The organism is Candidatus Dechloromonas phosphoritropha (assembly GCA_016722705.1).
Taxonomy (GTDB): Bacteria; Pseudomonadota; Gammaproteobacteria; order Burkholderiales; family Rhodocyclaceae; genus Azonexus; species Azonexus phosphoritrophus.
On the sequence record JADKGN010000004.1, the window covers coordinates 823,055 to 849,173 of the forward strand.

The 26,119-nt window shown below is 60.5% G+C and carries 20 protein-coding genes and 4 pseudogenes; 9 read left to right on the top strand and 15 right to left on the bottom strand.

Going from position 1 to position 26,119, the window contains the following annotated elements; all coding sequences use genetic code 11:
- Positions 1-34 precede the first annotated feature (34 nt).
- Positions 35-193, top strand: a complete 159-nt coding sequence (locus tag IPP03_09490) for a hypothetical protein (GenBank protein MBL0352876.1) — start codon at positions 35-37, stop codon at positions 191-193.
- A 265-nt stretch (positions 194-458) separates the two neighbouring features.
- Here the strand turns inward: IPP03_09490 and IPP03_09495 are convergent, their stop codons facing one another.
- The 13 genes and pseudogenes from IPP03_09495 to IPP03_09555 all read right to left on the bottom strand — a co-directional run bounded on the left by IPP03_09495 (position 459) and on the right by IPP03_09555 (position 16,841).
- Positions 459-896 carry a hypothetical protein gene (locus tag IPP03_09495; protein ID MBL0352877.1) on the bottom strand — a complete coding sequence of 146 codons (438 nt, stop codon included), beginning with the start codon at positions 894-896 and terminating at the stop codon, positions 459-461.
- A 134-nt stretch (positions 897-1,030) separates the two neighbouring features.
- Positions 1,031-2,773 (bottom strand): cation acetate symporter, encoded by a 1,743-nt coding sequence (locus tag IPP03_09500; GenBank protein ID MBL0352878.1) that lies wholly within the window; start codon positions 2,771-2,773, stop codon positions 1,031-1,033.
- Positions 2,774-2,851: 78 nt separating this feature from the next.
- Complete coding sequence (locus IPP03_09505) at positions 2,852-3,124, bottom strand: DUF4212 domain-containing protein (GenBank protein ID MBL0352879.1); 273 nt, start codon at positions 3,122-3,124, stop codon at positions 2,852-2,854.
- 459 nt (positions 3,125-3,583) lie between these two features.
- Positions 3,584-5,077: a TrkH family potassium uptake protein gene (locus IPP03_09510; GenBank protein ID MBL0352880.1), complete on the bottom strand. Its 1,494-nt coding sequence runs from the start codon at positions 5,075-5,077 to the stop codon at positions 3,584-3,586.
- Positions 5,078-5,352: 275 nt separating this feature from the next.
- Positions 5,353-6,600: an HlyC/CorC family transporter gene (locus tag IPP03_09515; protein ID MBL0352881.1), complete on the bottom strand. Its 1,248-nt coding sequence runs from the start codon at positions 6,598-6,600 to the stop codon at positions 5,353-5,355.
- A complete protein-coding gene (locus IPP03_09520) occupies positions 6,601-7,971 on the bottom strand; it encodes an HlyC/CorC family transporter (GenBank protein ID MBL0352882.1) in 1,371 nt (456 codons plus the stop codon).
- Positions 7,972-8,178: 207 nt separating this feature from the next.
- The gene (locus tag IPP03_09525; protein MBL0352883.1) at positions 8,179-9,033 is read right to left on the bottom strand and encodes a transposase zinc-binding domain-containing protein; all 855 of its coding nucleotides are present in this window, start codon (positions 9,031-9,033) and stop codon (positions 8,179-8,181) included.
- 137 nt (positions 9,034-9,170) lie between these two features.
- The gene (locus IPP03_09530; protein ID MBL0352884.1) at positions 9,171-9,311 is read right to left on the bottom strand and encodes a hypothetical protein; all 141 of its coding nucleotides are present in this window, start codon (positions 9,309-9,311) and stop codon (positions 9,171-9,173) included.
- 406 nt (positions 9,312-9,717) lie between these two features.
- Positions 9,718-11,205 carry an anion permease gene (locus tag IPP03_09535; GenBank protein ID MBL0352885.1) on the bottom strand — a complete coding sequence of 496 codons (1,488 nt, stop codon included), beginning with the start codon at positions 11,203-11,205 and terminating at the stop codon, positions 9,718-9,720.
- 21 nt (positions 11,206-11,226) lie between these two features.
- Positions 11,227-11,886, bottom strand: coding sequence for a DUF47 family protein (locus tag IPP03_09540; GenBank protein MBL0352886.1), 660 nt, complete (start codon positions 11,884-11,886; stop codon positions 11,227-11,229).
- Positions 11,887-12,271: 385 nt separating this feature from the next.
- A protein-coding gene (locus tag IPP03_09545; protein ID MBL0352887.1) for an IS3 family transposase occupies positions 12,272-13,401 on the bottom strand; the annotation gives its coding sequence in 2 pieces (ribosomal slippage) (positions 12,272-13,152 and positions 13,152-13,401; 1,131 coding nt in all).
- 320 nt (positions 13,402-13,721) lie between these two features.
- A pseudogene (locus tag IPP03_09550) lies at positions 13,722-15,115 on the bottom strand (IS1380 family transposase).
- A gap of 193 nt (positions 15,116-15,308) precedes the next feature.
- Positions 15,309-16,841, bottom strand: coding sequence for a MarR family transcriptional regulator (locus IPP03_09555; GenBank protein ID MBL0352888.1), 1,533 nt, complete (start codon positions 16,839-16,841; stop codon positions 15,309-15,311).
- 57 nt (positions 16,842-16,898) lie between these two features.
- Between IPP03_09555 and IPP03_09560 the strand changes: the two are divergent.
- The 7 genes and pseudogenes from IPP03_09560 to IPP03_09590 all read left to right on the top strand — a co-directional run bounded on the left by IPP03_09560 (position 16,899) and on the right by IPP03_09590 (position 23,844).
- Positions 16,899-18,125: pseudogene (locus tag IPP03_09560) on the top strand (integrase).
- A gap of 369 nt (positions 18,126-18,494) precedes the next feature.
- Positions 18,495-19,697, top strand: a complete 1,203-nt coding sequence (locus IPP03_09565; protein ID MBL0352889.1) for a DUF2252 domain-containing protein — start codon at positions 18,495-18,497, stop codon at positions 19,695-19,697.
- 66 nt (positions 19,698-19,763) lie between these two features.
- Positions 19,764-20,768 (top strand): hypothetical protein, encoded by a 1,005-nt coding sequence (locus IPP03_09570; GenBank protein ID MBL0352890.1) that lies wholly within the window; start codon positions 19,764-19,766, stop codon positions 20,766-20,768.
- A 305-nt stretch (positions 20,769-21,073) separates the two neighbouring features.
- Positions 21,074-22,576 (top strand): DUF1538 domain-containing protein, encoded by a 1,503-nt coding sequence (locus IPP03_09575; GenBank protein ID MBL0352891.1) that lies wholly within the window; start codon positions 21,074-21,076, stop codon positions 22,574-22,576.
- A complete protein-coding gene (locus tag IPP03_09580; protein MBL0352892.1) occupies positions 22,573-22,920 on the top strand; it encodes a transcriptional regulator in 348 nt (115 codons plus the stop codon). The genes IPP03_09575 and IPP03_09580 overlap by 4 nt, the downstream gene beginning before the upstream one ends.
- A 72-nt stretch (positions 22,921-22,992) precedes the next feature.
- On the top strand, positions 22,993-23,394 hold the full coding sequence (locus IPP03_09585; protein MBL0352893.1) for a CBS domain-containing protein: 402 nt from the start codon (positions 22,993-22,995) through the stop codon (positions 23,392-23,394).
- Positions 23,395-23,406: 12 nt separating this feature from the next.
- The gene (locus IPP03_09590; protein MBL0352894.1) at positions 23,407-23,844 is read left to right on the top strand and encodes a hypothetical protein; all 438 of its coding nucleotides are present in this window, start codon (positions 23,407-23,409) and stop codon (positions 23,842-23,844) included.
- A gap of 773 nt (positions 23,845-24,617) precedes the next feature.
- Here IPP03_09590 and IPP03_09595 read toward each other — a convergent pair.
- Both IPP03_09595 and IPP03_09600 read right to left on the bottom strand, forming a co-directional pair.
- Positions 24,618-24,977 (bottom strand): annotated as a pseudogene (locus IPP03_09595) (transposase).
- A 517-nt stretch (positions 24,978-25,494) separates the two neighbouring features.
- Positions 25,495-25,788: pseudogene (locus tag IPP03_09600) on the bottom strand (aminotransferase class I/II-fold pyridoxal phosphate-dependent enzyme).
- 24 nt (positions 25,789-25,812) lie between these two features.
- Between IPP03_09600 and IPP03_09605 the strand changes: the two are divergent.
- Complete coding sequence (locus tag IPP03_09605) at positions 25,813-25,953, top strand: hypothetical protein (protein MBL0352895.1); 141 nt, start codon at positions 25,813-25,815, stop codon at positions 25,951-25,953.
- Positions 25,954-26,119 lie beyond the last annotated feature (166 nt).

The following is a 26,119-nucleotide window of genomic DNA, read 5'->3' on the forward strand; positions in this document are numbered from 1 at the left end:
CCCAGAGTCTGGTCCCGTTCTCGGCGATCTCCAGGTGGCAAATGATCTTGCCGTGACGGAAGAAGAGAATGTCGGCCTCGGCGAAAATCCCGGTCAGGCGGCTCGCCGGGGTTTCATCGAACGGAGCTGTCGCGGCGATGCGATCGAGTTCCCTGGCCAGCAGCGGCCGGCAGGCTTCGCTGACGCCCCGTAGCGGAGCAGCGGCGGAAGGAGCGCCGTCATGACTTGCCCCCCGGCGTCGCGGTCAAGGAGCCGAAGCCCGTCTCGATGAAGATCATGCGCGGAGCTACGATGACGATCATGATGCTGTGGCCAAATTGGTGGATGTGGCCGCCGGGAATGTGCGATTCAATGCGGAATCGTCATTTCCGCGCGGGCCGGAATCCGGAACGACAACCAATTGGACCCGGCTTTCGTCGGGGTGACGAATATCTCAGCGCACCCGCATGATCTGGTCGCTACTCAGTCCGGGATACGGCGACATTCGGTTCGCGAAGGGCGGCGGCAATCAGCATCCCGCCAAAGGTTCCATAGGCCATTCCCGCCGCCGCACAGAGCAGCAGCAATTGTGCCCCGGTGCCCAAGGCCATGGCGGAGAACACGGCCGCGCTGATCAACCCCACCAGGCCAAGGACGATCGCCCCTCCGAGGACGCCCCCCGCTTTCCGCGCGGCCCAGCCCCCGACCCCCCACAGCATGATGGCGTATACGGCAAGGCCAGACAGTTCCAGGCGCGCTGAAAAACTGTCGCTCGCTCCCGCGAGTTCGATAACCGTCGGGAGTACCGTCGACGTCAGGCTCAAGCCGGCGCTGGCGCCGAGAAAGACGGCGGCGACCGAACGGAAGCGTATGCCGAAAATCGCCTTGAGGACGTATTTGTTCAGACGCTTGATCATGTTATCCCTGCCTTGAAGCGGATCCGCGGTCACACGCATTGCGCAACTCCTTTGATGGCTCATTCGGTACCAGAAAAAATGGCGGCCGCCGCTTCCGGCTGCCGCCATCGTCACACTTCAGGTGGTAACGTCGATCAATGGCTGGTTGGTGGGACTACCAGCTTGCCCGGGTAACGGAGACTTCCTACCAGTTCCTGGATGTCCTCCGCCGGAGCCGGTGTGAACTTGCTGACGACGTAAGCGACAACGAAATTTAGCGCCGCACCGACGGTGCCGAAGCCTTCGGGCGAGATACCCATCCACCAGCCGGCGGCGTTGTTGGCGGCCGGATTCCCGTACTTGTAGTAGTAGATATAGCCCGCAGTAACGACAATGCCGACGACCATGCCCGAAATCGCGCCCTCCTTGTTCATCTTCTTGTTGAAGATGCCCATGAGGATTGCCGGGAAGAACGACGCTGCCGCCAGACCGAAGGCGAAGGCGACCACCTGGGCGACGAATCCTGGCGGGTAGATGCCGAACAGACCGGCGATGACAACCGCCACGCCGGCACCGCCGCGCGCCCACCACAGTTCTTCTCGTTCCGACATGCTGGGCTTGACGATATTCTTCATCAGATCGTGCGAGATCGCCGCCGATATCACCAGCAGCAGGCCCGCCGCGGTCGACAGGGCGGCAGCCAGGCCGCCGGCGCCGATCAGACCGACGACCCAGTTCGGTAGGTTGGCGATTTCCGGATTGGCCAGCACCATGATGTCCTGGTCGATCTTGACTTCGTTGGCGCTCTTCGGATCGTCCCACTTGCCGGGGCGATACTGCATGATGCCGTCGCCATTCTTGTCCTTCCAGCCAACCAGCCCGGTCTTTTCCCAGTTCTTGAACCAGGAAGGTGCCTGCACATACTCGACGTTGTTGATGGTCTTGATGAAGTTGGTCCGGGCGAAGGCGGCAACCGCCGGCGCAGTCGTGTACAGCAGGGCGATGAAGATCAGTGCCCAGCCCGCGGATGAACGGGCGTCACGCATTTTGGGAACGGTGAAGAAGCGGATCAGGATATGCGGCAGGCCGGCGGTCCCGATCATCAGCGAGAAGGTGATGAAGAAGACGTCGATCATCGGCCGTTGACCACTGGTGTACGCGGCAAAGCCGAGATCGGTGTTCAGGTGGTTCAGGACATCGAGCAGGTATCGCCCCTGGTCCGCGGGGTTGCCCAGCAGTTTCGCGCCCTCGGCCGTTATGGCCGACCCGTAGCCTATTTGCGGAATCGGATTGCCGGTGAACTGCATGGAGATGAAGATCGCCGGAATGAGGTAGGCGAAGATCAGCACCACGTACTGCGCAACCTGCGTATAGGTGATGCCTTTCATTCCTCCCAGCGTGGCATAGAAGAAGACCAGAGCCATGCCGATGATGACGCCAGTGTTGATGCTGACGTCCATGAAGCGCGAGAAGACCACACCGACGCCGCGCATCTGGCCGGCGACATAGGTGAATGAAACGAAGATGGCGCAGACCAGCGCAATGACGCGCGCCGTATCGGAATAGTAACGGTCGCCGATGAACTGGGGTACCGTGAATTTGCCGTACTTGCGCAGGTAGGGACCGAACAGCATCGCCAGCAGAACGTAACCGCCGGTCCAGCCCATCAGGTAATACGAGCCGTCGCGTCCGAGGAAGGAGATCAGGCCCGCCATCGAGATGAACGACGCCGCCGACATCCAGTCGGCGCCGGTCGCCATTCCGTTCAGCAGCGGCGGAACCGATTTTTCGGCGACATAGAAATCGCCGGTCGATTTTGCCCGCGCCCAGTAGGCGATGTAGATATACACGGCGAAACTGGCGCCGGTAAGGATCCATGTCCAGGTAAGAATACTCATTTCATTGTCCCCTCATCGATTCGTAAATCATGCAAGACCGTCACAGCGCGCGGTGCGCGGTGCGCGGCGAGGATGGATTCATTTTTCTTCGACGCCGTATTTGATGTCGAGCCGGTCCATTTTCCACACGTAAACCCAGATCAGAACGACGAAGGTGATCAGCGATCCCTGATTGGCGAACCAGAAACCGAGCGGGAAGCCGCCGATGTGATAGGCATCGAGTTGATTGGCGATCAGGATGCCGCACCCGTACGACACCGCGAACCAGATGATCAGAAGAATACTGATCAAGGTCAGGTTTTCCTTCCAGTACGCCTGTAGTTCCTTTGTTGCATGAATGGAATTAGACATGGTGACTCCTCCTTCTGGTGTGCAATGAAAGACTCATGACCGCGCGTGGAGGGGAGACCCGAGGCACGACGCCTGTTTCGCAAAAAGCTACTGCGAAATCCGTAATCGAGGGGCACTTCCCACGAACGACTGTTTCTCTTGTCGCTGACCGGATGTTCCAGTCTCCGGACTGCTCAGCACTTCGCTATCGAAGTTCCCGCCAGGGTCGTTGATTAGGTGATTTTTGCGGTCTCGGCGAGACGCTTCAGAATCAGAGTGGACGATGATTCTTACAATACCCTTACAAGATCTGCGGTTTCTTGATCTTTCGGAACCCCATTGCGGTTTTTGAGGAAATTCTGGACGCGGAGCCGGGTGGAGCGACAATCGGCGGCGCACCGGAACGACAGCGGCGGCTTCCGGCCCGCCGTCCGGCGCGGGCATGGCAAACCCGACATTGGCGATAGCGGAGGCTGCTTTCTAGCGCCGCCAGAATGCGGGCATCAGGACGACGAGCAGGGTGAAGATCTCGAGGCGTCCGAGCAGCATCGCCCAGGTACATACCCAGGTCTGGAAGTCGGTCAGCACGGCATAGGTCGTGGACGGCCCGACCAGGTTAAGGCCGGGTCCGGTGTTGTTGAGACAGGCGACGACCGCCGAGAGAGAGGTGACGGGGTCGAGACGGGTCGCCATCAGCAGCAGCGTCAGCGAAACGGTGGTGACCACGTAGATGAACATGAAGCCGAGGATGGAGTGCAGGACAGTATCGGGAATCGTCATCCTGCCGAAGCGCACGTTCAGCACGCTGCGTGGATGCATGGCGCGCATCAGCTCGCGGAACACCTGCTTGTAGAGGATCACCGCACGGATCATCTTGATTCCGCCGCCGGCTGAACCCGAGCAGGCGGCGAAAGTACAGAGAAACAGGATCCACATCTGCGCGAAAATGGGCCACTGTCCGTAGTCGGTGGTGGCAAAGCCGAGCGAGGTGGCCACGGAAACCGAATGAAAGGCAACATAACGCAGCGTTGTCAGGAAATCGCCGTAGATTGCGTCCGGCATCAGCCAGAGCGACAGCAGGACAGAACTCAGCGCCAGGACAGCAAGAAAATAATGCGCCTCGACGTCCACACGGTAGGGGTGCAGGGAGCGTTTCGTGAAAACGAGAAAGTGGGTGGTGTAGTTGATGCCGGCGAGCAGTGCGAAGAAAATCACCACCAGTTCTATCTCCAGGCTGTTGAAGTGGCCCAGGCTGGCATCCTTTGTCGAGAAACCGCCGAGTCCCATGACCGAGAAGGCATGCATCAACGCATCCCAGGGGTCCATCCCGGCGTGGAGAAGTGCCACGGCGCATGCGGCCGTGAGGATCACGTAGACCACCCAGAGCCCCTTGGCGGCTTCGGTAATACGTGGCGTGACCCGTGAATCCTTCATTGGCCCCGGCGTTTCGGCCTTGAACATGCTGCGTCCGCCGATACCCAGCAGCGGCAGGATGGCCACCGCGAGAACGACGACGCCGAGGCCGCCAACCCAATGCATGAAGGTACGCCAGAAGTTGATCGACACCGGCAATGCGTCGAGCCCGGAAAGCACCGTCGCTCCGGTTGCGGTCAACCCCGAAACCGCCTCGAAATAGGCGTCGGTCCACGACAGGCCGTCGATGTGCAGATAGAGCGGCAGCGCGCCGAAAGCCGGGAGCAACGACCAGATCAGCGCGACCAGAAGGAAGCTCTCGCGCACTTGCATTTCGCGTCTTTTCCCGCGGACCGAAAGCGCCAGGAGCGCTCCCGTCGCGAAGGTGATCAGCACGGCCTCGTCGTAAGCGCTGTGGGCGCCATCGGCGGTCAACCAGGAAATGGCGAGCGGAATCAGCATCAGGGCGCCGAAGCCGGCGATCAGAATGCCAAGTATGTAGAATACGGACGCAAAGCGGCTGATCACGCGCCCCCCTTTACCGTACGAACGAACCCGCATGCGCGGAGCGCGGTGCTCGAAAAAGCCTGGAAACCTCACGGCACGAGAAGACATTACGGCAAGCGGGACGCAACGGATCTCTGCCAACGGCTGAGCCCCCCCCTCATCGGGCTGCCTGCCGAAGCAGAAGGATATTACCGTGCCCCCGTCACAGTCAATCAGAAAGCTGATTGGCGGCGGGCACGAACCCGCCATTGCCCCGCGCCACCGCGCACTACGGGTCCTGCACGGGGCCGCCGGCAGGGTCGGCGGCTGTTCAACACGACAAGCCGCCACTACCAGCGGATCTGCACTTCCTGGATGACCTGCGGCGTCGCGCGCTGGACAGTAAATTTGATGCCTTCGACTTCGATCGTCGTGCCGGGCGCCGGGATCTCGTGGGCGAACTCGAGGATGAAGCCGGAGAGCGTGTCGTAGCTGCCCTGGCCGGGCAGCTTCAGCCCGAGCTTTTCGTTCAGCATCGCCGGGTGGGCGCGAGCGCTGACCAGGTAGTCATGATGGCCAAGCCTTTTCAGCCAGCCGGCCGGTTTTTCCTGGCGGTCGTATTCGTCCTCGATATCCTCGACCACCTCCTCGATGATGTCCTCGATCGTGACGATGCCCTCGGCCCCGCCGAATTCGTCCATGACCACTGCCATCGCGTCACCGTCCTTGCGCAGTTCAACGAGCATCGACTCGGCGCTTTTGCTCATCGGAACGTAGCGCGTCGGGCAGATGAAGGGTTCGATCGGCGCGGCTGCATCCACGCCGAGCAGGTCCATCGTGTTGAGGACGCCGATGACACGGTCGATCCGGCCATCGTAGACCGGCAGGCGGGCATGCGAACTGTCCACCGCCAGGCGTACTGCCTGGCCGACGGTACATTTCCGGTCGACGGCGGTGACGTCGATCAGTGGCACCATGACCTTGTAAACCGTGGTTTCCGAGAAATTGAACATGCGCCTGATCATCGTTTTTTCGGTCGCCTGAATGTCGCCGCCCTCCTGCGGCGGCATCTGCACCATGCTCTGGATCTGCTCGCGCAGGGTGAAGGGATTGTGGTCATCGCGCGCGCCGGCGAGTCGCGAGAGGAATTTCGACAGCGTGACGAAGACGATCAGGATCGGCGAGAAAATGATCGAGAAGAAGCGTAAGACGTAGATCACGTAGGGCGTGATCGTATCGGCACGCTGCTGGAAGACGCTTTTCGGGACAATCTCGCCGAAAACCCAGATCAGCGGGGCAACGAGCACCACCGCGAGCCAGCCGCCGGCCTCGCCGAAGATCTCGATCATCAGCGAGGTGGCGATCGTCGAGTTGGCGACCACCGCAATATTGGTTCCGACCAGGGTCGTCGACAGCAGCCACTCCGGCCTCTTCTCGAGCATCTCCAGGGCCAGGCGCGCGCCGCGCGAGCCCTTGGCGGCGGCGTGGCGAAGCTTCATGCGGTCGGCGCTGACAACACCGAGTTCCGATCCCGAGAAGAATGCTTCGGTGATCAGGAAAACGACCATCAGCAGGACCGTGATCCAGATATCCGACATCTAGGCGCCATCCTTCGTGCGCGGCGCCTCGGCCGCAACATCTTCCGCGGCGGCCGCGTTGACCGTCTCCCAGGCGACGGCGATGCCGGGGCTGGCAACCTCTTCCGGCGGGCGCTCGACAAGGACGCGGGTGATGCGGTTGTGCTCGACGCCGTCGACGGTGAAACTGAGCCCGCAGAGGTCTATCGTCGCGCCTCCCGCCGGAAGTTCGCCGAAAGCCTCGAGCAGCGCCCCGGCGAGGGTTTCAACTTCCTCGCTGGCGAGGCTGACCGCGAACTCACGGTTGAAGTCCGCGAGCGAGATGCTGGTGTCGATCAATCGGCGCCCATCGGCGAGTTCGCTGACAGCCTGCGGGCTGACGACTGCGGAGTCGGACGGGCTGGCGATCTCGCCAAAGACGCACTCGAGCAGATCCTCCATGGTCACCAGGCCGGTGACGCCGCCGTACTCGTCCACGCACAGCGCGAATGACAGCTTGCGCTGGCGAAAGGTGTGGAACAGTTCCAGCGCCGGCTTCGACTCGGGGAAGAAATGCGGCTGCCGCAACAGCTTGCGTACCCCCTGCGGGTCGCGCTCGAGCTTGGCGAGATCGACGCCGAGCAAGTCGCGCGTGTAGAGGATGCCGAGGATGGCATCGCGACGCCCCTTGAAAACCGGGTAACGCGACTGGCGGGCGGCCTTGATCTTGACGAGCAGATCGGCCATTGGCACCTCGGCGGAGAGAAACTGGATGTCGGAGCGCGGCCGCATGATGTCGCGCAGCGATTTGTTCCCGAACTCGAAGATCTTCTCGATGTATTGCGCTTCGTCGCTGTCGAGGGCGCCTTCGCCGAGCGCATCATGCACCAGCGTGCGCAGCATGTCCTTGGTGACCAGGTTGCCCTGCGAGCGCTGCTTGCCGACGATGAGGGTAATGAAGAAGTCGGAGACGTAGCGGATGACCTCACGCAATGGCGTTATGAGACGGGCAAAGAGATCGATCGGCCGTGCTTCGAAGCTGGCGAAGGCGACATTGTTACGGATCGCCAGCACCTTCGGGGTAATTTCGCCGAACAGCAGGAGTATCGGCACCATGACCAGCAGATTGATCATCTCGTTCTCGGCGCCGAACAGGTGGATGATCATTGCCGCCGAGATCACCGATGCCGAGACGTTGACAAATTCGTTGCCGATCAGGATGGTGACGATCAGTCGTCGCGGCTCGCTGCGCAGCCGCTCAATCAGGCCGATGCGCGGATGCTTGGCGGCGCGCATCTGATCGAGCTGGAACGAACTCAAAGAGAACAGCGATGTTTCGGTGCTCGAGAAAAAACCCGAAAAACAGAGCAGGACGACAAAAACGGCCAGTTCGATCCAGAGTGCAGCATCCATGTGTCAGATTATGTGGTAGAGCACGGACTGGGTCAAATGCCAGCATTATCCAATGGGGTATGAGTCTGAAGTCAAATAAACCTGAAAAACCCGCCACTGCATGCCCGCTGTCTGTGCCTGAGGCCACTTGGGCGGCGGAAATTTGCCGCGCAGGTGGCCTCAGGCGCGAGTTGCCCTCCGACGAGCGACGTCTGTTCGTCTGTTGCCCTACCACGCGATGCGCTGATCGAACTCGCCCCGCCAGGGGATTTGCTTCGCGGCATGGTGCGGTGCCGGTTGCACTTGCGGATCGCTCTCGTGCGGCGCGACGCCCGCGATCTCCCACTGCGGCGGCCCGCGGACCGGTAGCAGGCGTGGCAATGAGGTCGGCTCACCCAGATGACCGAGAATCTCCTGGATCACCACCGCCTCGGTGATGAAGGCGATGATCTTCATCTGGCCGCCGCACTTCGGGCACCCCAGCGGCAACACCTCACAGATACGCGCCAATACCAGCGCCCATGCGTAGCGCGCCACTTTGCGATGCAGCGGTTCGTCGGTCGATGCAGCGAGTGGCGCAATTGGCCCAGTGTGCACGCCGGAACCGGCAGCAACCGGGGTGCTGCCGATTCCGGCCGACTGCGCCAGTGTAGTGACTGCTGCCCGTAGTGGCGAGTTCGGTGCCAGCACCCCGACGTAGCGATGACGATGTTTGCGTGGTGGCGGGATGACGTGGTCGGCCAGATGGGCGGCGGTCTCCACCATGCGCCGGGTATTGCAGGACGGACAGATACCGCGTCCCTTGCAGGAGTAGGCAACGAGAAAATCCTGGTCACACTCGGCACAACGGCCGCGGGCAAAGCCATGGGCGAGGATGCCGCAGGTCAGGTTTGGCGTTGGCCAGGCAGAACCGGAACGTCGCGCCGTCAATTGCTCTGCGTACCAGAAGGTGCTAGGGGTGGCCGCAGGCGAGTGGCCATTCCACACCCATACCTGCCGGGTCAGGTAGTCGGCCCTGAACTTGCGCTTGCTGTCGTCGGCAAACAGCAGTCGGCGCCAATGGCTAGGCGGCTGAGCAGGCATCCAGGCGACCGCCAACGTGGGCGTGCTTCTGGTGCGCAAGCGCAGTGAGGTTCGATTCTGCGACAAACGCGAGGGGTTCGCTGCGACGGGATCGTCGAGATAGATCGTCTGGCGAGGTGTATCCCGACAATGACGCCTCATCCGTCCTTGGCAGCTTTTTCCTCATTCTCGTCGCCGTTCCGTTCGCAGAGTGATGTGGGCACATAGGCGTAAGCACGATCCAGCGTTACGAAGGGGCTGTGAACATCGTCGCTCGGCGAGCGCAGCAACAGGTCCAAGGTGACCTGCCCTGCGCTTGGGGCCTCCAGCCGCGCCCGAGCGGCGCCGGAGTTCAAGGCTGCTGTTGGCCGGTGCGGTTCAGTGGCCATCAATCAGGAAGGTTGCGCGATCCCGCGAGCGCGGCGCTGCCAGCAGCGAAGGCTGCACGTGATGCAGCCGGCAGCGCGGGGCCCGTGTCCGAGACGTCCGCGCGCGCTCTCCAGACGCGGGCCGGTCTTGTCAATGGCCTTGGCAATGTCGGGGAGCGATACTGAAGTTGCGACAACAAACATGTTCTCCCCTGGCCAGAGACGACGACGCGTAAGCGACGCGACAAGGTGCGTGAGAAGCATTCGTTCCGGCGACCATCAGGAAAAGCAGCAGGGAGCCGATGTCCGGCCCCCTGCTGCTTGCCGTAGAGGCGGCCTATTTCATCTTGGCGACGTAGGCATCCATCACCAGGTCGAGGTCTTTCTGGATCTCCCTGTTGTATGGCTTGTTGACGACTGTTTTTTCCTTCAGCTTCCACTCGGGCGACGCATCTGCCAAGGCCTCAATCAGTTGCCAACGGTAAGTGAAGGTCTTGCCGCTCAGCGTGCGCAAGGCGTCCAGGCGCTCGGCGTCAATCACGTTCAGCTTTTCCAGATCCTTGAATTTGGCTGGATCGACGGTGATTACCTCGACCAGCGAGTCGTCGACAATCTTCAGCACGGTCTGAGAATCCAGATCGGGCTTCGCCTTGTTGATCGCGCTCTTGAGTGCGCCCGACGTGGAAAAGCTCTTGCCCACAACCTCGGAAAGCGCCTTGGTGTCGCCAGCATCGCCGCGATGGACCAGCACCGGTTCCGAGAGACGGTATTCCGACGGGTTGTAGACCGTTTGGCCAAAGACGTTTTGCAGAAAGAAGAGGAAGACGTAGCAAACTAGTGCCGCGATGACCGGCGTCTGAACCCAGGCGATGGTAATGCGGCCGACGACGCTCCACTTGATGTTTTTGGCGTTCTTGATCAGCCCGATCCCGATGACGCCGCCGACGACCGCCTGCGAACTCGATACCGGCACCAGAGGGATGGTCGGCAGGCCAATTGACGCCAAGGCATACTCCAGGTCTTCCGAGGCGAAGAGAAAAAGCACCAAGGAGGTGGCGATGATCACGACAAAAGCACCGACCGGCGTCAGCGGGACGATTGACGTTCCCACGGTCATCATCACCCTTTTGGCATAGCTGAAGACGCCGACCGAGATCGCCAAGCCGCCGAGCAGGAACAGCTGCTGCAGACCGGAGAACTCGAATGCCCCGGCGCGCAAATCGACGAAAGGATTCGCGCCGATGAACACGCCCATAACGTTGGCAATGTTGTTGGCGCCCAGCGAGTAGGAGCCCAAGGCGCCGGCGATGACCAGTCCGATGCGGGTCATGGCGTCGAGGCGGATGATATGAATCTTCGTCCGCTCGAGCAGCTTCATCACCCCCTTGTAGATGAAGTAGCTGAAAAAGCCGGTGAGCAGCGGGCTGGCGATCCAGGTGGCAGCAATGGTATTCAAGACGCTGTAGTCAGTGACCGAACCGGTGAACAGGTTCCAGCCGATGATCGCTCCGACAACAGCCTGGGTGGTCGATACCGGCAACCCGACGATGGTCATCCAGGCGACGACTGCCGCGGCCGAAAATGCGACCATGAAGGCGCCGCCCAGCGCATTGATCGAACCGAGCTTCGACAAGGTGTGCGCCGCCCCGGCGCCACTGACGATGGCGCCGAGAATCACGCCGATGGTCAGGATAATCGCCGCCGTACGGAACTTGACCATCCGCGAAGCGACCGCCGTACCGAACACGTTGGCGGCATCGTTGGCCCCCAGCGACCAACCCAGGAACAAGCCGCTGGACAGGTAGAGAAATATCGTAGGATCCATGATTTGGGCTTCTCCCTGACCTTAGTCCAAGCGCTTGATGGTGTAGATCGCCAGCCAGTCGGCGACGTCCTCGGCTTCATCCGCGATATGGTCGATCGTGTCGATGAAGCGGCGCAGGTGTAACTTCTCGACCAGCGGCAGCGAAGAGGCGAAGACGGCGCGTTTCAGCTTGTCCGATTGGCGATCCGCTTCCTTTTCATAGAACATTACCTTGTGCAGGTGATCACGAACCGACTGAATGTCGCGCAGGAAGGCGCGGGACGCCAGTACCGCACTCTCCACCGCCAACATGACGCTTTCGGCAAGTTGCCGCAGATCGGCGTGCAGTTCCTCGGGAAAAGCGGGCCTTTCGATGTCGATCGACCCCATCGTCTCCTTCATGACATTGAGCAGACCGTCCAGATCCTCGAGCAGGCTCAGCACGTCGCCACGGAAATCGGGGATCAGCGCCAGGGTATAGAGTTCGTGCTCGACCTGGCGGCGCAGTTCGTCCCCTTGGTGCTCCAGGTCATTGATCTGCCTCACCTTGGCCGCCATGTCGCCGTTCCCTGCCGACTCCAGAAACGCTGCTATCCCTGAGCGGAACGAGAGCCCCCCTTGGGAGATCGTGTCCAAAAACGAATCAAAGTGCGCTTCCACTTCTTTGGTGGAGTGGAATAGGCGAAGCTTGCTTTTGTCCATCAGGTTCTCCTTTTGTTGTACGCGGGAAAATGCCCGGATAATTTAAATTCGCCCTCGAAGTGTCTCCGTTGCCTCACATTCCAGATGATAAGGAAGGATAGGAAATTCAAGGCCACTTCCGCAGTATGTCTTGTGTTTCAGCCATGGTCAATCTTGCGCGTTATCCAATTGGGGCATGAGTCTGAACGGGGGACGTGATTCCAACGGGGCTTGAGGCTGAGCAGGCAGCTAAGATCGATCAAACTGCGAAGAGAGCTGGTCCCGTTTGCTTGGACAGTTTTTCGACGGAGATAGGTGGAGCCCTGCGGGGTAGCGTTATCCACGGTGACGGCGGCCGAAGGTCCGTTTAGACCGTAGGCTGACGGCGCGGTGGGTAACGCGGTGGTCATGCTGCGAACGTCTCTTTTGGCAGGTTTTCGACGTAGACCGTATCCGGCATTTTACCGTCAAGGGTTTGATGCGGTCGGCGGGCGTTGTAGAAATCCAGGTAGCGCCCCAGGTTGGCCTTGGCATCGGCCACCGTGTCGTAAGCCTTGAGATAGACCTCCTCGTACTTGACGCTTTTCCAGAGTCGTTCGACAAAGACGTTGTCACGCCAGCAGCCCTTGCCATCCATGCTGATCCGGATTCCGTTATCCTTCAGCAACCCGGTGAAATCGCTGCTGGTGAACTGGCTCCCCTGATCGGTGTTGAAGATATCCGGCTTGCCGAAATGCAAGATGGCTTCGCTGACCGCCTCCAGACAGAAATCCGTGGTCAGCGTGTTGGATAACCGCCAGGAGAGGACTTTCCGGCTGCACCAGTCGATAACGGCGACCAGATAGACGAAGCCCCGGCGCATCGGAATGTACGTGATGTCGGTGGCCCAAACCTGATTGGGGCGGTCGATGACCAGGTCCCTGAGCAGATAGGGATGGATCAGGTGGGCATCATGCCGTTTGGAAAGGTTCGGTTTCCGGTAAAGTGCTTCGATCCCCATCTTTTTCATCAGCGTGCGCACGTGCTTGCGGCCGATGGAATGGCCTTCCAGGCGCAGCAGGTCGCGCAGCATCCGGCTGCCAGCGAACGGGTGCTCCAGATGCAATTCATCAATGCGGCGCATCAGCGCCAGATCGGCGGACGAGACAGGTTCCGGGGTGTAGTAGGCGGTCGACCGGGCAAGCCCGAGAATCCGGCATTGCCGGACTACCGGCAGGGTGTGGCTGCGGTCAATCATCGTCTTGCGCTCAGCAGTCCCGCCTTGGTGAGCGCGCCTTCTAAAAAATCATTTTCCAGACTCAGGCGACCAATCTTTGCTTCCATGGCCAGAATGTCCGGGTCTTTCTCCTTGGCGGTCGTGTCGCCAAACACGACTGACGAACGCTCCATCAACTGTGTCTTCCAGTCGGTAATCTGGTTGGGGTGAACATCGAACTGCTGCGCCATCTCGGCCAGCGTCTTGTCGCCCTTGATGGCCGCCATCGCCACCTTCGCCTTGAACTCCGGCGAGTGATTCCGCCGCTTCCTTCTCGTCATCTTCTTGCTCCTCTTTTCGGCCGCTATCCGGCCTGCGATTGAGCAAGGCTATCACTTATCCCACTGTCCGAATTTCTGGGGCCGGCTCTAACCCGGATGTTTCATAAACCCGCCGCGCGATGTCAATGTCGTGCCATTCCAGCCGTGATGCGAGTCAGCTTGCTGCGAATTTTGCTGCCAACCCGCCACGATCGGCCAAATACCCCAACTTTTGGGCATCACACCCTGCCGCCATCGATCCCTGGACAGAGCGCTGGCGAGACCTCACCTCCGCTCAAGCGGATTCGAGTCGGCAGCATGAGACGGCGTCGCCGAGTCGATCAGGCCGGCGCCGGCGGGCGCGGGACGAGGTAAAGCAACTCGGTCACCCGCGCCAGCACCCCTTCATCGGACACGACGTAGGCAAGGACAGCTTGATCCGATCCTTGTACTGCACCACGCGCACCGCCAACTTAAAGAGTTTCAGGATAATCGACAGCGGTTGCGCCTTGGCCAGTTCCGTATGCACCAGCGTGTTCTCGCGCAAGCCGTGAATCAACCCATACGCCGCACACGAATAGAACAGCCGCAGGTGATTGGCGAGGAAGGCATGATCGGAGGTCCGGTCACTGGCCAAGTCGTTCTTCACCGCCTTGATGAAGTTCTCGTCCTGCCCTCGAGCACAGTACAGCTCTTTGTAAAGCACATCAGGCGTCGGGTCGGACAGCGAGGTCACCACGTACCGCGGGTTGTCACCCAAGGCCATCACCTCGGCCTTGACCACCACGCGGTAAGCCTTGGGCCACGAGCCCGCCTGATACTCGATATCGTCGTACAGTCGTGTCGCCGCAGGCTCGGCGTTCCCCAGGCGCTGGGCGTTGGCGCTGTGTGTCTGGTGCAGCGCACGGGCTTTCTTCAGCAGCGGCTCGGCCTTGGGCGAGAGCACCTGGTTGCCGGCCAGGCCGAAGAGAAAGTCCAGATGCGGATCGGACTCGCACAAGGTCATCAGTTCGGGATTCGCGAAGTGACCATCCCCGCGCAGCAGGATGTGGGTCTCGGGCCAGGCCTGGCGGAGCAGGTGCAGCACGCGCTTGATGATGACCGCATTCTCTTTACCGGTGGGACGCTTGCCCGGACGCAGGACGGCGGTGATCAGCTTCCCGGAGAGTCCTTCGAAGAGGAACAACGGCAGGTAGCAATGATTGCCGTAGTGGTGGTTGTAGAACGCCAGTTCCTGCTGCCCGTGAGTGGCATCCTCAGAGTGATCCATATCCAGCACGATCACGGCAGGCGCTTGGGCGTAGCTGGCGATGAAGGCGTCGACGAAGCTTTTGGCCAGGCGGTAAATGTCTTTGCGCGATACGCTGTTCTCGAGCCGGGAGAGCGTGGGGCCGGAGGCCAGGTCATTTCCCTCGCCCAGCGGGGCACGACCGACCGCCAGTTTGAACAGCGGATCGCGCCGCAGCGTGTTGGCGTCATTACCGTCGGCGTAGCCGCTGGCGGTCTGGAATATCCGCTGACGAAGCAGGTCGGCCAGCGGATGGTCAATGTACGAGGCGTGGCGTTTGTCGTGAATCGCGCTGACCAGGCGGGGAATCAGGCCGATTTGCAGGTCGATGCCACGCAACAGGAGTGCGCCAAAGTCGGAGGACATCGCCCCGCCGTCAAACTCTGCCCGGATCGTAAATCCGGCGCTGGCGGGAAAGCGAAGCTGGGTTGGGATAGAATTGTCCATGGGCGGTCTCGTTTAGGCTTCTTACGAAGCGTTATTGGCGTAACCCCAATTATATCAATGGGTTAAACGAGATTCGCCTGCTTTTATGAAAAATTCGGGCTAAGCATGGTGATCGATATGAACGATAAGCAGTTGCGCACCCTGGGGGACTTAGTCACTAACCAGTTCAATCATCACAAATCATGAGAAGAATTCAGGATGCGCAAGCCATGGTTGGCACTATGTTGAAGCGGGTCAATGAGCAGGCCGCAGCGACGACTGAACGTCCCAATCGAGTGAGGTAGTAGCGATAGGTATGAGTGACTTTCTTGATCAAGCCGAGCGTACGCAGTCGGGCAAGTTGGCGCGACATGGCGGACGGAGTGAGCTTCAGATAGCTGAGAAGATCGGCACGACGCCAACCGTGAATGTTGAACTCGCCGCGTTGCATGGTTTGCAGCAAGGCTTTCTCGGCAGGATCAAAGAAGTTCACCCCTTTGACACCGGGAGCCGCCCCCAACCGTGGCATGCTCAATCGCTCCAAGTCACGCTCGCCGGCACTGGGGTCATCGAGGCTGGAGAGGAACGCCAGGTAACGTTGGTTGCAGCCGAGCAGGATGTCGCGCAGGTCGATCAGGCTATAGATTGTCTTCTTCAGGGGCGCCAATTCTCGGGTGGCGTGCCTGTCCTTGTGTTCCACCTTGCGGTGGTGTTTGAAGAAACTCACGTCATTGACGGTCGTTTCGACCCGCAGTACGCGGGAGAATTTGTCATACACCTTGACGCCAGCGGCGCCCATGGTGTGCTTGATGCAGCGCCCCTCGATACGGGTGGACAACCGGGAACCGATCTCCTGGGCCAGTTGTGGCGTGACCTTCTTGCCCAGAAAGCTGGAGACGCGTTCTGCGTTGGCGGCCAAGACCGCTTGGCGCGAAATGGCGTCATACAGTGGAACCCATATCTGCTCACTGCGAAACATCAGGTCGGTGGAGTATTCGACTTGGCGCAGGCTCCAGTGATACGAGGATCCAAAGACGTCAAGCACTGGGCACAACCACTGCGCATAGCGATCCAGTCGCGGGTGAAGTACGTCGGGACTGAACGCATCCGCCAGCGCCTGCGCCTGCGCGATGTCGGCGACACGCAGGAAGGCGTTGTCCTGCTGGAGGAAGTCGATCCTTTCTCGCGTCAGAGTTCTTGCCAGAGCGCTGTGACCATTACAGTAGAACTGCAACCCGAACGGTGCCCACGTCGGCACACGCAGGTAGCACAACCCCAGTTCCTCGTCGATGAAATAGAAGTAGTCGTGCAGGCACTTGCCTTGATCGGGGCGCAGGTAAGTCTTGCCACTGCCTTTGTCATGCCACGGTTTGTAGCTCGGACAGGCTTCCATGGCCGAGAGCACATGCACCAAACCCGGTGCGTCGCCGCGACCGGCGAGCACTCGCGCGACCAACTCTTCCTTGCGAATATGGCTTTTGCTGACGTGCTCGATTTCAATACCCGCCGCCAGACACACCTCCTGCGCACGCTCACGAATGCGATCTCGCAGCGGCTCGGCAAATCGCGGGTAGTCGAATACCCGAATTCCGTGCGTGTACAAATAACTCGTCATTCCTGCCGCGTAGCACGCACCAGGCAGCGTGCCGGTGATAATGATCCGGTCAAAGCACGAAAGCACACCATGCATGTTCGTCGCGTATCGTTCCGCCAGAGCCATCGCCAACATGATCGCCTCCTCGGTCATTCGTCAGGCTTCTATCGTAATACCTGTTTGGTTCCGGCTCGTCCGGCTTAGGGGCTATTGGCAGGCACCGTGGCGATGGGTTTTGCGGCGGTGGCAGACGAGCGATACGACATCATCGCGCGGCCCGTCAAGCGGTTTGGCTACGGCCGGCTGAAGCGAGCCGACAAAGCGATTGTTCTGCGCTTTCTGGAGCGTGTCAGCGGCTACTCTCGCCAATAGATCGCCCGACTGGTGAAGCGTGGCGGCGAGCGGGGCAAACTGGCCAAACGCTACCAAGGGTCGCGCACCCGCTCTGCCTCGATCTACAGCAGCGCCGGTGTACTGCTGTTGGCACAGACCGACACGCTGCATGGCACGCTCTCGGGTCCGGCAACCAAGAAGCTCATGGAGCGCGCCTGTCACCTGTTTGGCGATGCACGGTACCAGCGCCTGGCGACGATCTCGGTAGCGCACCTATACAACCTGCGCCAGCGCCCCCGCCATGTGCAGCAGCGGCAGGTGTGGACCAAGACCCGAGCGGTCACCGTGCCGATCGGCGAACGCCGGGCGCCGGCGCCGAACAACCACCCCGGCTACCTGCGAGTCGACAGTGTGCACCAGGGCGATCAGGACCACGTGAAGGGGGTGTATCACATCAATGCCGTCGATTGCATCACCCAGTACGAGGGCGTCGCCACCTGCGAGCGCATCAGCGAAGCCTTCCTCATCCCGGTGCTCGAAGCCCTGCTCCAGGGCTTGCCATTCGTCATCCAGGGATTCCATACCGACAACGGCTCCGAGTACATCAAGCGGGACGTCGCCAAACTGCTCAATAAACTGCTGATTGAGGAGCAGACCAAGTCGCGTTCCCGGCCCAGTAACGATAATGCTCGGGCCGAGTCGAAGAACGGCGCCACCGTGCGCAAGCATCTGGGGTTCGCCCCGAAGGAAGCCCCCTTGAGGGACAGCCACATCCCGCAGCACTTCGCCGCACTCGTGGATGACTTCTGCCGCGATTACCTGAATCCCTACAACAACTTTCACCGCCCCTGCCTGTTCGCCGAAACCATCACCGATGCCAAGGGCAAGCAGCGCAAACGCTATCCGTACAAGCTGATGATGACACCCTACGAGAAGTTCAAATCGCTACCGAATGCCGAGGGCTATCTGAAGCCAAGGCTTACGTTCAAGAATCTGGACACACAGGCGTGCGCGATAACCGACAATGAGGCCGTAGAGCGCATGAACAAAGCGCGTTCGGTACTCTTCAAAACCATTTTCAACCGACCGAAATCGGCTGCCTGACTGACGATAAAAGCATCAAGCCGGGGGGCAGTGGATATGTGGATAGCTCGCCTGTCGGCGACCTTCACACATACCCACTGCCCCGCCAAATGCCAGATCTTTTTACTTGGGATTCAAAGTCAAAACCGAGCGCCCAGACTCAAACCCGGATTGGAAACTACTATGTCGTATCGACCGCGCGAACGCAGTCCGCCTCGTCAGATGCTCGCTCTCGACCAACCTGCTGCGCGACAGGGGATTCAACCTCGGGTTTCACGCCTGGCTTGGCAGTGCTGCTTCAAGGCTGCGCATCATCACCGCAGTTGACCAAAGTCGTTAAGATGGCGATTGCTGACTTGGTTTGTCTCCTTGCCAACTTGAAGAAATGCCATCATGGATATCGTTCGCACCATTCAGAAATTCAACACCGGACGCGATCCGGAACGGCTGGCCATGAAGTACACCAACATGCGGAGCAATTCGTTCGTGTTCCTGCGGGCGACCTGCCATCTTTTTTATAACCGGCTGCCCGGTGGCCGCTTGTTCGAGCGCGCGCCACTCACGTGGGTATGCGGCGATCTGCATCTTGAGAACTTCGGCAGTTACAAGGGAGACAACCGCCTCGTCTATTTCGACTTCAATGACTTCGACGAAGGCGCACTCGCTCCGGCGACGTGGGAATTGGTGCGCTTTCTCGCCAGCATCCTGATCTGGGCGAAGTGTTTGCAGGTCTCGCGACCACAGGCGATTACCCTTTGCAAAGTATTTGTTGATGCCTACGCTACCGCACTGACTGAGGGAAAGGCGCGCTGGGTCGAGCGTGAAACTGCCGACGGCATGGTCTTGCAACTGCTCGAAAGCGTGCAGAATCGACCGCGTCCCGCATTTCTCGACAGCCGGACCGAGCGCCGGGGAGCGAAACGTCCGATCCGGCTGGATGGCCGGAAAGCCCTCCCTGCGAATGACAGGCAGCGAGAAAAGATTTCTCGCTTCATGAAGGAATTTGCCGCCACCCAGCCAAACCCGGGGTTCTACAAAACCATCGATATTGCCCGGCGCATCGCAGGGAACGGCAGTCTCGGCGTCGATCGCTACATAATTGTGGTCGAGGGGAAGGGTTCACCCGACGGCAATTATCTGCTCGATTTGAAAGAATCCCGGCCCTCGGCTCTCACACCACATCTGAAAGCCAAACAGCCCCGCTGGAAGTCCGAAGCGCAACGTATTGTTGCGATACAGCGACAGGTGCAGGCAACCTCGATGGCGTTTCTGCAACCGGTCAGCATCGGCCGGACGTCCTACGTCCTGCGCGGATTGCAGCCTTCGGAGGACCGCGTTGCGCTGGATCACTGGAACCGACAGATCGCTCGTCTGCAAGCGGTCATCAAGACGATGGGGGAAATCGTCGCTTGGGGGCAACTGCGCAGCAGCGGCCGTGACGGATCGGCGATTGCCGATGAACTGATTGATTTCGGCGAGCGTCACAACTGGCGTGGCGAGCTGCTGGACGCGGCCGAGCATTGCGCCGAACTTGTGGAAAGGGACTGGAATACCTATATCCACGCGTTCGATAGTGGCGCTTTCAAGCTTTGATCGGCCAATTCAACAGCGAGGAATGGCGCGCCGGCGACCATTGACTTCATGACTATGCAGCGACCGATGAAACCCACCCCTGTCCAGATCGCCAGCTACGTGATCGCCGCGGCGATCCTTATTGGCGCCGTCCAGTTCAAACTCGTTTCCGCCCTGTTTGCCGGCATGCTGGTCCATACGCTGATCAACAAGCTCGCGCCGCTGCTGGCCCGATTGTTCTCCGGTCGGATGGCACGGATCGCAGCGACCGCCATCGTCGCCGCAGTGGTCGTGGCGGCGGTCAGCGGCGCCGCCTTTGCCTTGCTCTATCACCTGAAGAGCGGCGACACGGCGGGGCTGCCGCAGTTGTGGGCGAAGCTGGCGGAAATCATCGACGGGGCCAATGCGGCGCTCCCGGCCTGGATCACCGAACGGCTGCCAGCTTCCAACGACGAGATCAAGGTCGCGGTTGTTGCATGGCTCCATGTGCACAGCACCGAGGTGCAGGGCGTCGGCCGGGAACTTGGCGTGGCCTTTGTGCACATCCTGATCGGTGGCATCCTCGGCGCCATGATCGCGGTCAGCGGAGCCGGGGAAGTGCCCGACCGCAAGCCGCTGGCGAAAGCCCTGCGCGAGCGCGCAACGATCTTCCATAACGCCTTTGGCCGCGTGGTGATCGGCCAGGGCAAGATCTCCCTGATCAACACCATCCTGACCGGCATCTATCTGGCGATTATCCTGCCCACGGCCGGGATTCATCTACCCTTCGTCAAGACGATGCTAGCCGTCACCCTGATCGTCGGGATTCTCCCGGTCGTCGGGAACCTGATCTCCAACACCATCATCGTCCTGGTCAGCGCCTCGGTGTCGTTCAGCGCCGCGCTCGCTTCACTGGCATTCCTGGTCGTCCTGCACAAGGGCGAATACTTCCTGTCAGCCAAGATTCTCGGTCATCAGGTCAGCGCCAGGGCTTGGGAAATGCTGCTCGCCATGCTGGTCATGGAAGCGGCGTTTGGCATCCCGGGAATTGCCGTCGCACCGGTGTTCTATGCCTACATGCGGGCAGAACTGATGCGGGCGGAGCTTGTCTAGATTCGCCAGATCACGGTTCTGAAGTCTCGTGGATGCTGCCCATGCGCAGCAGGGCGATCATGTCCTTACCACAACGCGCGAGCATTCTTGCACGCGGCCGGCAGCAGCCCGGAAATGCAGCGGAAAATCGGGCACCTGGCCTTGCGGCAATCGGCGATCTCCGCCATGATTCTTTCCTATGGCGACCCTGGTCACTCTCCCCCACTCCCCACACGCTTGTGCCATCGGGTCGGCGAGACCCGAATGCCAGCACCCTGACCTGATGCCGGGCAAGCGCTGCCGGCCGCCGGACTGAGCGGGAAGGCATGGGATCGCTGCTTCGCGTCATTCGCGAACTTCTGCACGAAGCGGCGCGCGACCTCGCCCCGACCCTGATCGTGGTGGTCATCTTCCAGGCGTTCTTCATCCAGCGCATGCCGGACAGCCCGGCCGCGCTGATCGGCGGGTTCGCCGTCGTCCTCCTCGGCCTGGCGCTGTTCGTCAAGGGTCTCGACGCCGCGATCTTTCCTGCCGGCGAGACGATGGCCTTCGACTTCGCCCGCCGCGGTTCGTTCCTGTGGTTGATGCTGTTTGCCTTCTGCATCAGCTTCGCATCGGTCGCCGCCGAACCGGCGCTCATGGCCGTCGCCTACAAGGCGGAGGCAGTTTCGGGCGGCAGCATGGGTGCGCTGACCCTGCGCATGGTGGCAGCGCTCGGGGTCGGCCTGGCGGTAGTGGTCGGGGTCTGGCGCATCGTTCTCGGTTATCCGATCGGCAACTATCTGATTCCCGGTTACCTGACCGTCATCACCCTGACAGCGTTCTCGCCGCCGCAACTGGTCGGCCTCGCTTTCGATTCCGGTGGCGTCGTCGCGTCGACCGTCACCGCGCCGCTACTGACCGCCCTCGGCGTCGGTCTGGCCACCAGCATCCGTGGCCGAAATCCCCTGCTCGATGGCTTCGGCCTGATTGCCTTCGGGGCACTGGCGCCGATAATCATCATCCAGATCTACGGCATTCTGTTCTTCGTGCCGGACGAGTACGGGACCGCCGTGCTGCTGATGCCGACCGACGATCAGCACCGCTACGCGGTGGTCGCGATGCTAATCGATTTCCTGATCATGGTCAGGAACCTGCTGCCGATCATCGCCGTGGTCCTCTTTTCGAGCTTCGTCATCCTGCGCCGGCCGCTGGCCGACCCGAAGGGACTTGCGGTGGGCATGGCCCTGGTGGCCGTCGGTCTCTTCCTGTTCGACGAAGGGCTGCAGGTCGGGCTCTTCCCGCTCGGCGACGAGATGACCAACGGCTTGATGCGCGACGGCATTCCGATGTGGGCGGTCTACCTTTACGGCTTCCTGATCGGCTTCGCGACGACGATGGCTGAGCCAGCGCTGATCGCGCTGTCGATCAAGGCAGACGAGGTCAGCCTGGGCCAGCTGAAGGGCCTGTGGCTGCGCGCGCTGGTGTCTATCGGCGTCGGCATCGGCATCGTCATCGGCTGCGCGCGCATCATCGACGGGGCCAACATCGCCTGGTGGCTGATTCCCGGCTACCTGCTGGTGCTTGCGATGACTCCGTTCGCGCCAAAATTCATTGTGCCGATTGCCTATGACTGCGGCGGCGTGACGACGTCGACGGTGACCGTACCGCTGGTCACCGCGCTCGGGGTCGGCCTGGCCGAACGCACGCCGGGTCGCGACCCGATGATCGACGGTTTCGGTTTGATCGCCTTCGCCTCGCTGCTGCCGATGATCATCGTCATGTCCTATGGCATGCTTGCCACTTGGTGGCTGCGCTCGAGGAAACCTGTCAAGGAGAAACATTCATGAAATTCTCTGCTGTGGTGCTGATTGTTCCGGAAGAAGACGAGAACCCGGCGGTCAGGATTCTCAAGGAGGCCGGCGCCACCGGCATCACCATCATCAAGGGCAAGGGGTTGCGCCAGAATGAGCGCAAGACCTTTCTCGGCCTCGGCCTCGAACGCCGTGAATCGTTGCTGCTGTGCGTCGTCGAGAAACAGCTGGCGATGCGTATGCTCAAGGCGGTCAAGATCGAGATGAAGCTGGACCTGTCGGGTGGCGGGCTGGCCTTTTCGCTGCCGCTGGGCAGCGTGATCGGCATCGGGCTGGCGCAGATGGAGAGCTTCCGGCGCGAAGTCGCGGATACACTATGAGCGCTTCGCGCCCGCCCCTTTGGGACCGTGTTGCCCGTTCTGAAAATGCTTGTTGACTGAAGGAGTTGTCCCATGCTGGTTGCCGGAATCATGAAAACGGATGTCGTCACCATCAGCCCGCTAGCCACGGTGCGCGAGGCACTGATGCAGATGAAGGAGTACGGCGTCAAGTCGCTGGTCGTCGAAAAGCGCCATACCGGCGACGCCTACGGCCTGATCTCCTATCGTGACATCGCCAAGGCGGTAATCGCCGACGACGGCGACATCGATCTGCTCAATGTTTACGACATCGCCCAGAAGCCGGCGCTCCAGGTCTCGCAGTATCTCGAAATCCGTTATCTGGCACGACTGATGATCCAGTACTCGGCGAAAAGGGTGCTGGTCATCGACAACAACGAATTGCAGGGCTTCGTCTCGATCACCGATGTGGTTAGCAGCCTCATCGACCGGGCGTTGCGCGAGCAGGATCACTAGGAGGCCAAGTTTATGGACAGGGAAGTCCGCCGCTACCGATCCTACTTTCCAAGCTGGTGCCAGACCTTTGGCGATCACGTGCCCGATCAGGGCGGCGAAGGGCGGGCGGTCGAGTGGCTGCTCGGGGAGCGCTGCGTCGGCGCGATCGCCGCGCCCGAGATCCGCAACATGCTGATCCGCGAGCTGTTCGGCTCCAGGAAACACCGGGTGATCGTCCGGCAAGGAGCGGCACGTCTGGGCGAACTGGAATACCGCGACGCCGAGGTTTGCGGGCACCCCGGCTACGCCGCGCTACTCGACCTCCTGGTTAACGCCGAAACGGTGCACATGTTCCTGACTTACCACCTGATCTATCCGCCCGGAACGCGGATCATCACGGTCTCGAGCAAGGGGCCGCAGACGCTGATCTACAAGGAAACCGCTCCACTGCGAGTCAGCGTCGGCGAGTAAGGGCGGATCCTGCTCGTCGTCGTCTCCGTCTGGCCGCTCCTCACCCTCCGTGCAGGCGCGGCAGTGAGAGAAGTGGCGTCACCCGACAACGCACCAGGCCGGCCGGTCATAACCATCATCCATGGTTTGGGTGGGCTGCCCGATCCAGCGCGACCGGGACGCTCAATCCCTCCCTGCCAAACGCTCTTCGCGTTCAAGCTCGGCATCAGATGAATCACGCTCGGCCCCCGGTCAGCGGTGGACATCACCCTCGCACGGCTTCCTGGTCATCATGGATCTCGGCGACCAGCTCCTCGAGCACGTCCTCCAGGGTGAAGATGCCAAGCAGGTCACCAAAACTCTTCGACCACGACAATCAGTCGATCCCTGTTCGCCCGCAGGATATCCAGCAGCCCGTCCACTGGCTGGCTGGGTGGCACGAACAGCGGGTTGTTCCCTGGCTCGTTGAGGGTCCGGCTCAAATTTCCCCGCGCCACTTCACCGAGGATGTTTTGCAGCGTGATGACGCGATTTATTCTGTTATTCCGTTTCTAATTCGTTAATGCATTAACGATCCACGGCCAGTGTACGATTGAGCGGACACGCTGGTGCTCTGATTCAAGGGTTTTGAGGCTCGATTCGAGTTGATCTTCAAGTGCATCGATGCTATCGAAGGCCAGGTTGTGGAAGAACTTCTCGCGCAGTTCATCCCAGAGATGCTCGACCGGGTTGAGTTCAGGGGCATAGGGAGGCAACGGTAGCAGGTGTATGTTTTCGGGTGTTCTGAGTGCTTGGCTGGCATGCCAGCCCGCACCGTCAAGGACCATGACGATCCGATCCATCGGATGGCGTGCCGCCACTTCGTCGAGGAATAGCTGCATGCACGGCGTATTGACGTGCGGCAAGATCAGCGAGTCAAGCGCGCCCGTATCCACATCGACGGCCGCGTAGGCGTAGGTGTATTGGTGGGTGAGCATGGCCCGGCACAACGGTCGAATGGGTTGGGGCGCCCAGGCACGACGCACATCGTTGATGCGCCCGAAGCGCGCTTCGTCCTGAAACATCAGACGGATCGGGGTTCCTTGAGCGAAATCTCTCCGGAGTTCGGCAAGGGTGTCGGGGAGTTTTTTTCCACGCCTCCTGCGCGGTCGGATCACTTTGCGGATGTCGCTTGTCTGGCGCCAGCTTGCGCCAACCGTTGCGATGCAGCACGTTGTAGGCGGAGGACAGCGCCATCGGGCGTCCCAGCGCTTTCTCCAGGGCCGGCTTGATCTGACTGATGACCAATATACCGCCCTTGGCCGCTTGGTCGAAAAAGGGTTTCAACAGTTCGGCTTCTTGCGCTCGGGTGAAATTCTCCCGGTGGCGCCCGCCTCGTGCAGGTTCCGATTCACCGCCTACCCGATGTCCAGCCAGAAACGCGTTGCGTAATCGTGAGGCCCAACTGAGCGAAACGCCGATCACCGCGGCGGTCTGCTCAAGATTCAACCCGTAGCACAACGGCAGAACAACCGCTTGGGCCTGGCGCAGTTGTTCCACACTCTTGGCTTCTTTGACAATCTTCAGCGCCTCCGCTACCGACCCCTCTCCCTTGAACAGCCTTCCCATGCCACACCTCAGATCTCATTGAGATGCACTTATTATTGCTTAATTGGTGTGGAAATTGAATTAGACGATCACTTCGTCACCCGGCCTGACGAATACGGTGATCGCCGTGAAGATCGCCTGCGTCGCGCCGGCGGTGACTGTCACCTCGCTGTCGACATCGAAATGCGCCCCATACAGGCTGGCGACATTGTCGACGATAGCCTGGTACAGCCCGGGCATGCCGGCCATCGGCGCGTACGAGTTGCGCCCGGCCAGCATGTGACGGTGCATGGAATCGAACAGAGCCGGTTCGGCCTGGAAATCGGCAAAGCCCTGCGACAGGTTGATCGCCCCGCACTCGGCCGCCAGGCGCGACATCACCAACCGTCGCTGCTGCGCCAGTTGCCTGGCAGTGATGATGTCGCCAACCCGGCCCTTGACGTCACACCCGGCTGGCTGACCAAGGCGGTCATCACCGAACTCGGCGCCGGCCCGGCGAGCGACAACGGATTGGCGGTGCTTCTATCCGGAGGCCGCTCATGACTGATTCCGTTTCTAATTCGTTAATGCATTAACTATCCACGGCCAGTGTACGATTGAGCGGACACGCTGGTGCTCTGATTCAAGGGTTTTGAGGCTCGATTCGAGTTGATCTTCAAGTGCATCGATGCTATCGAAGGCCAGGTTGTGGAAGAACTTCTCGCGCAGT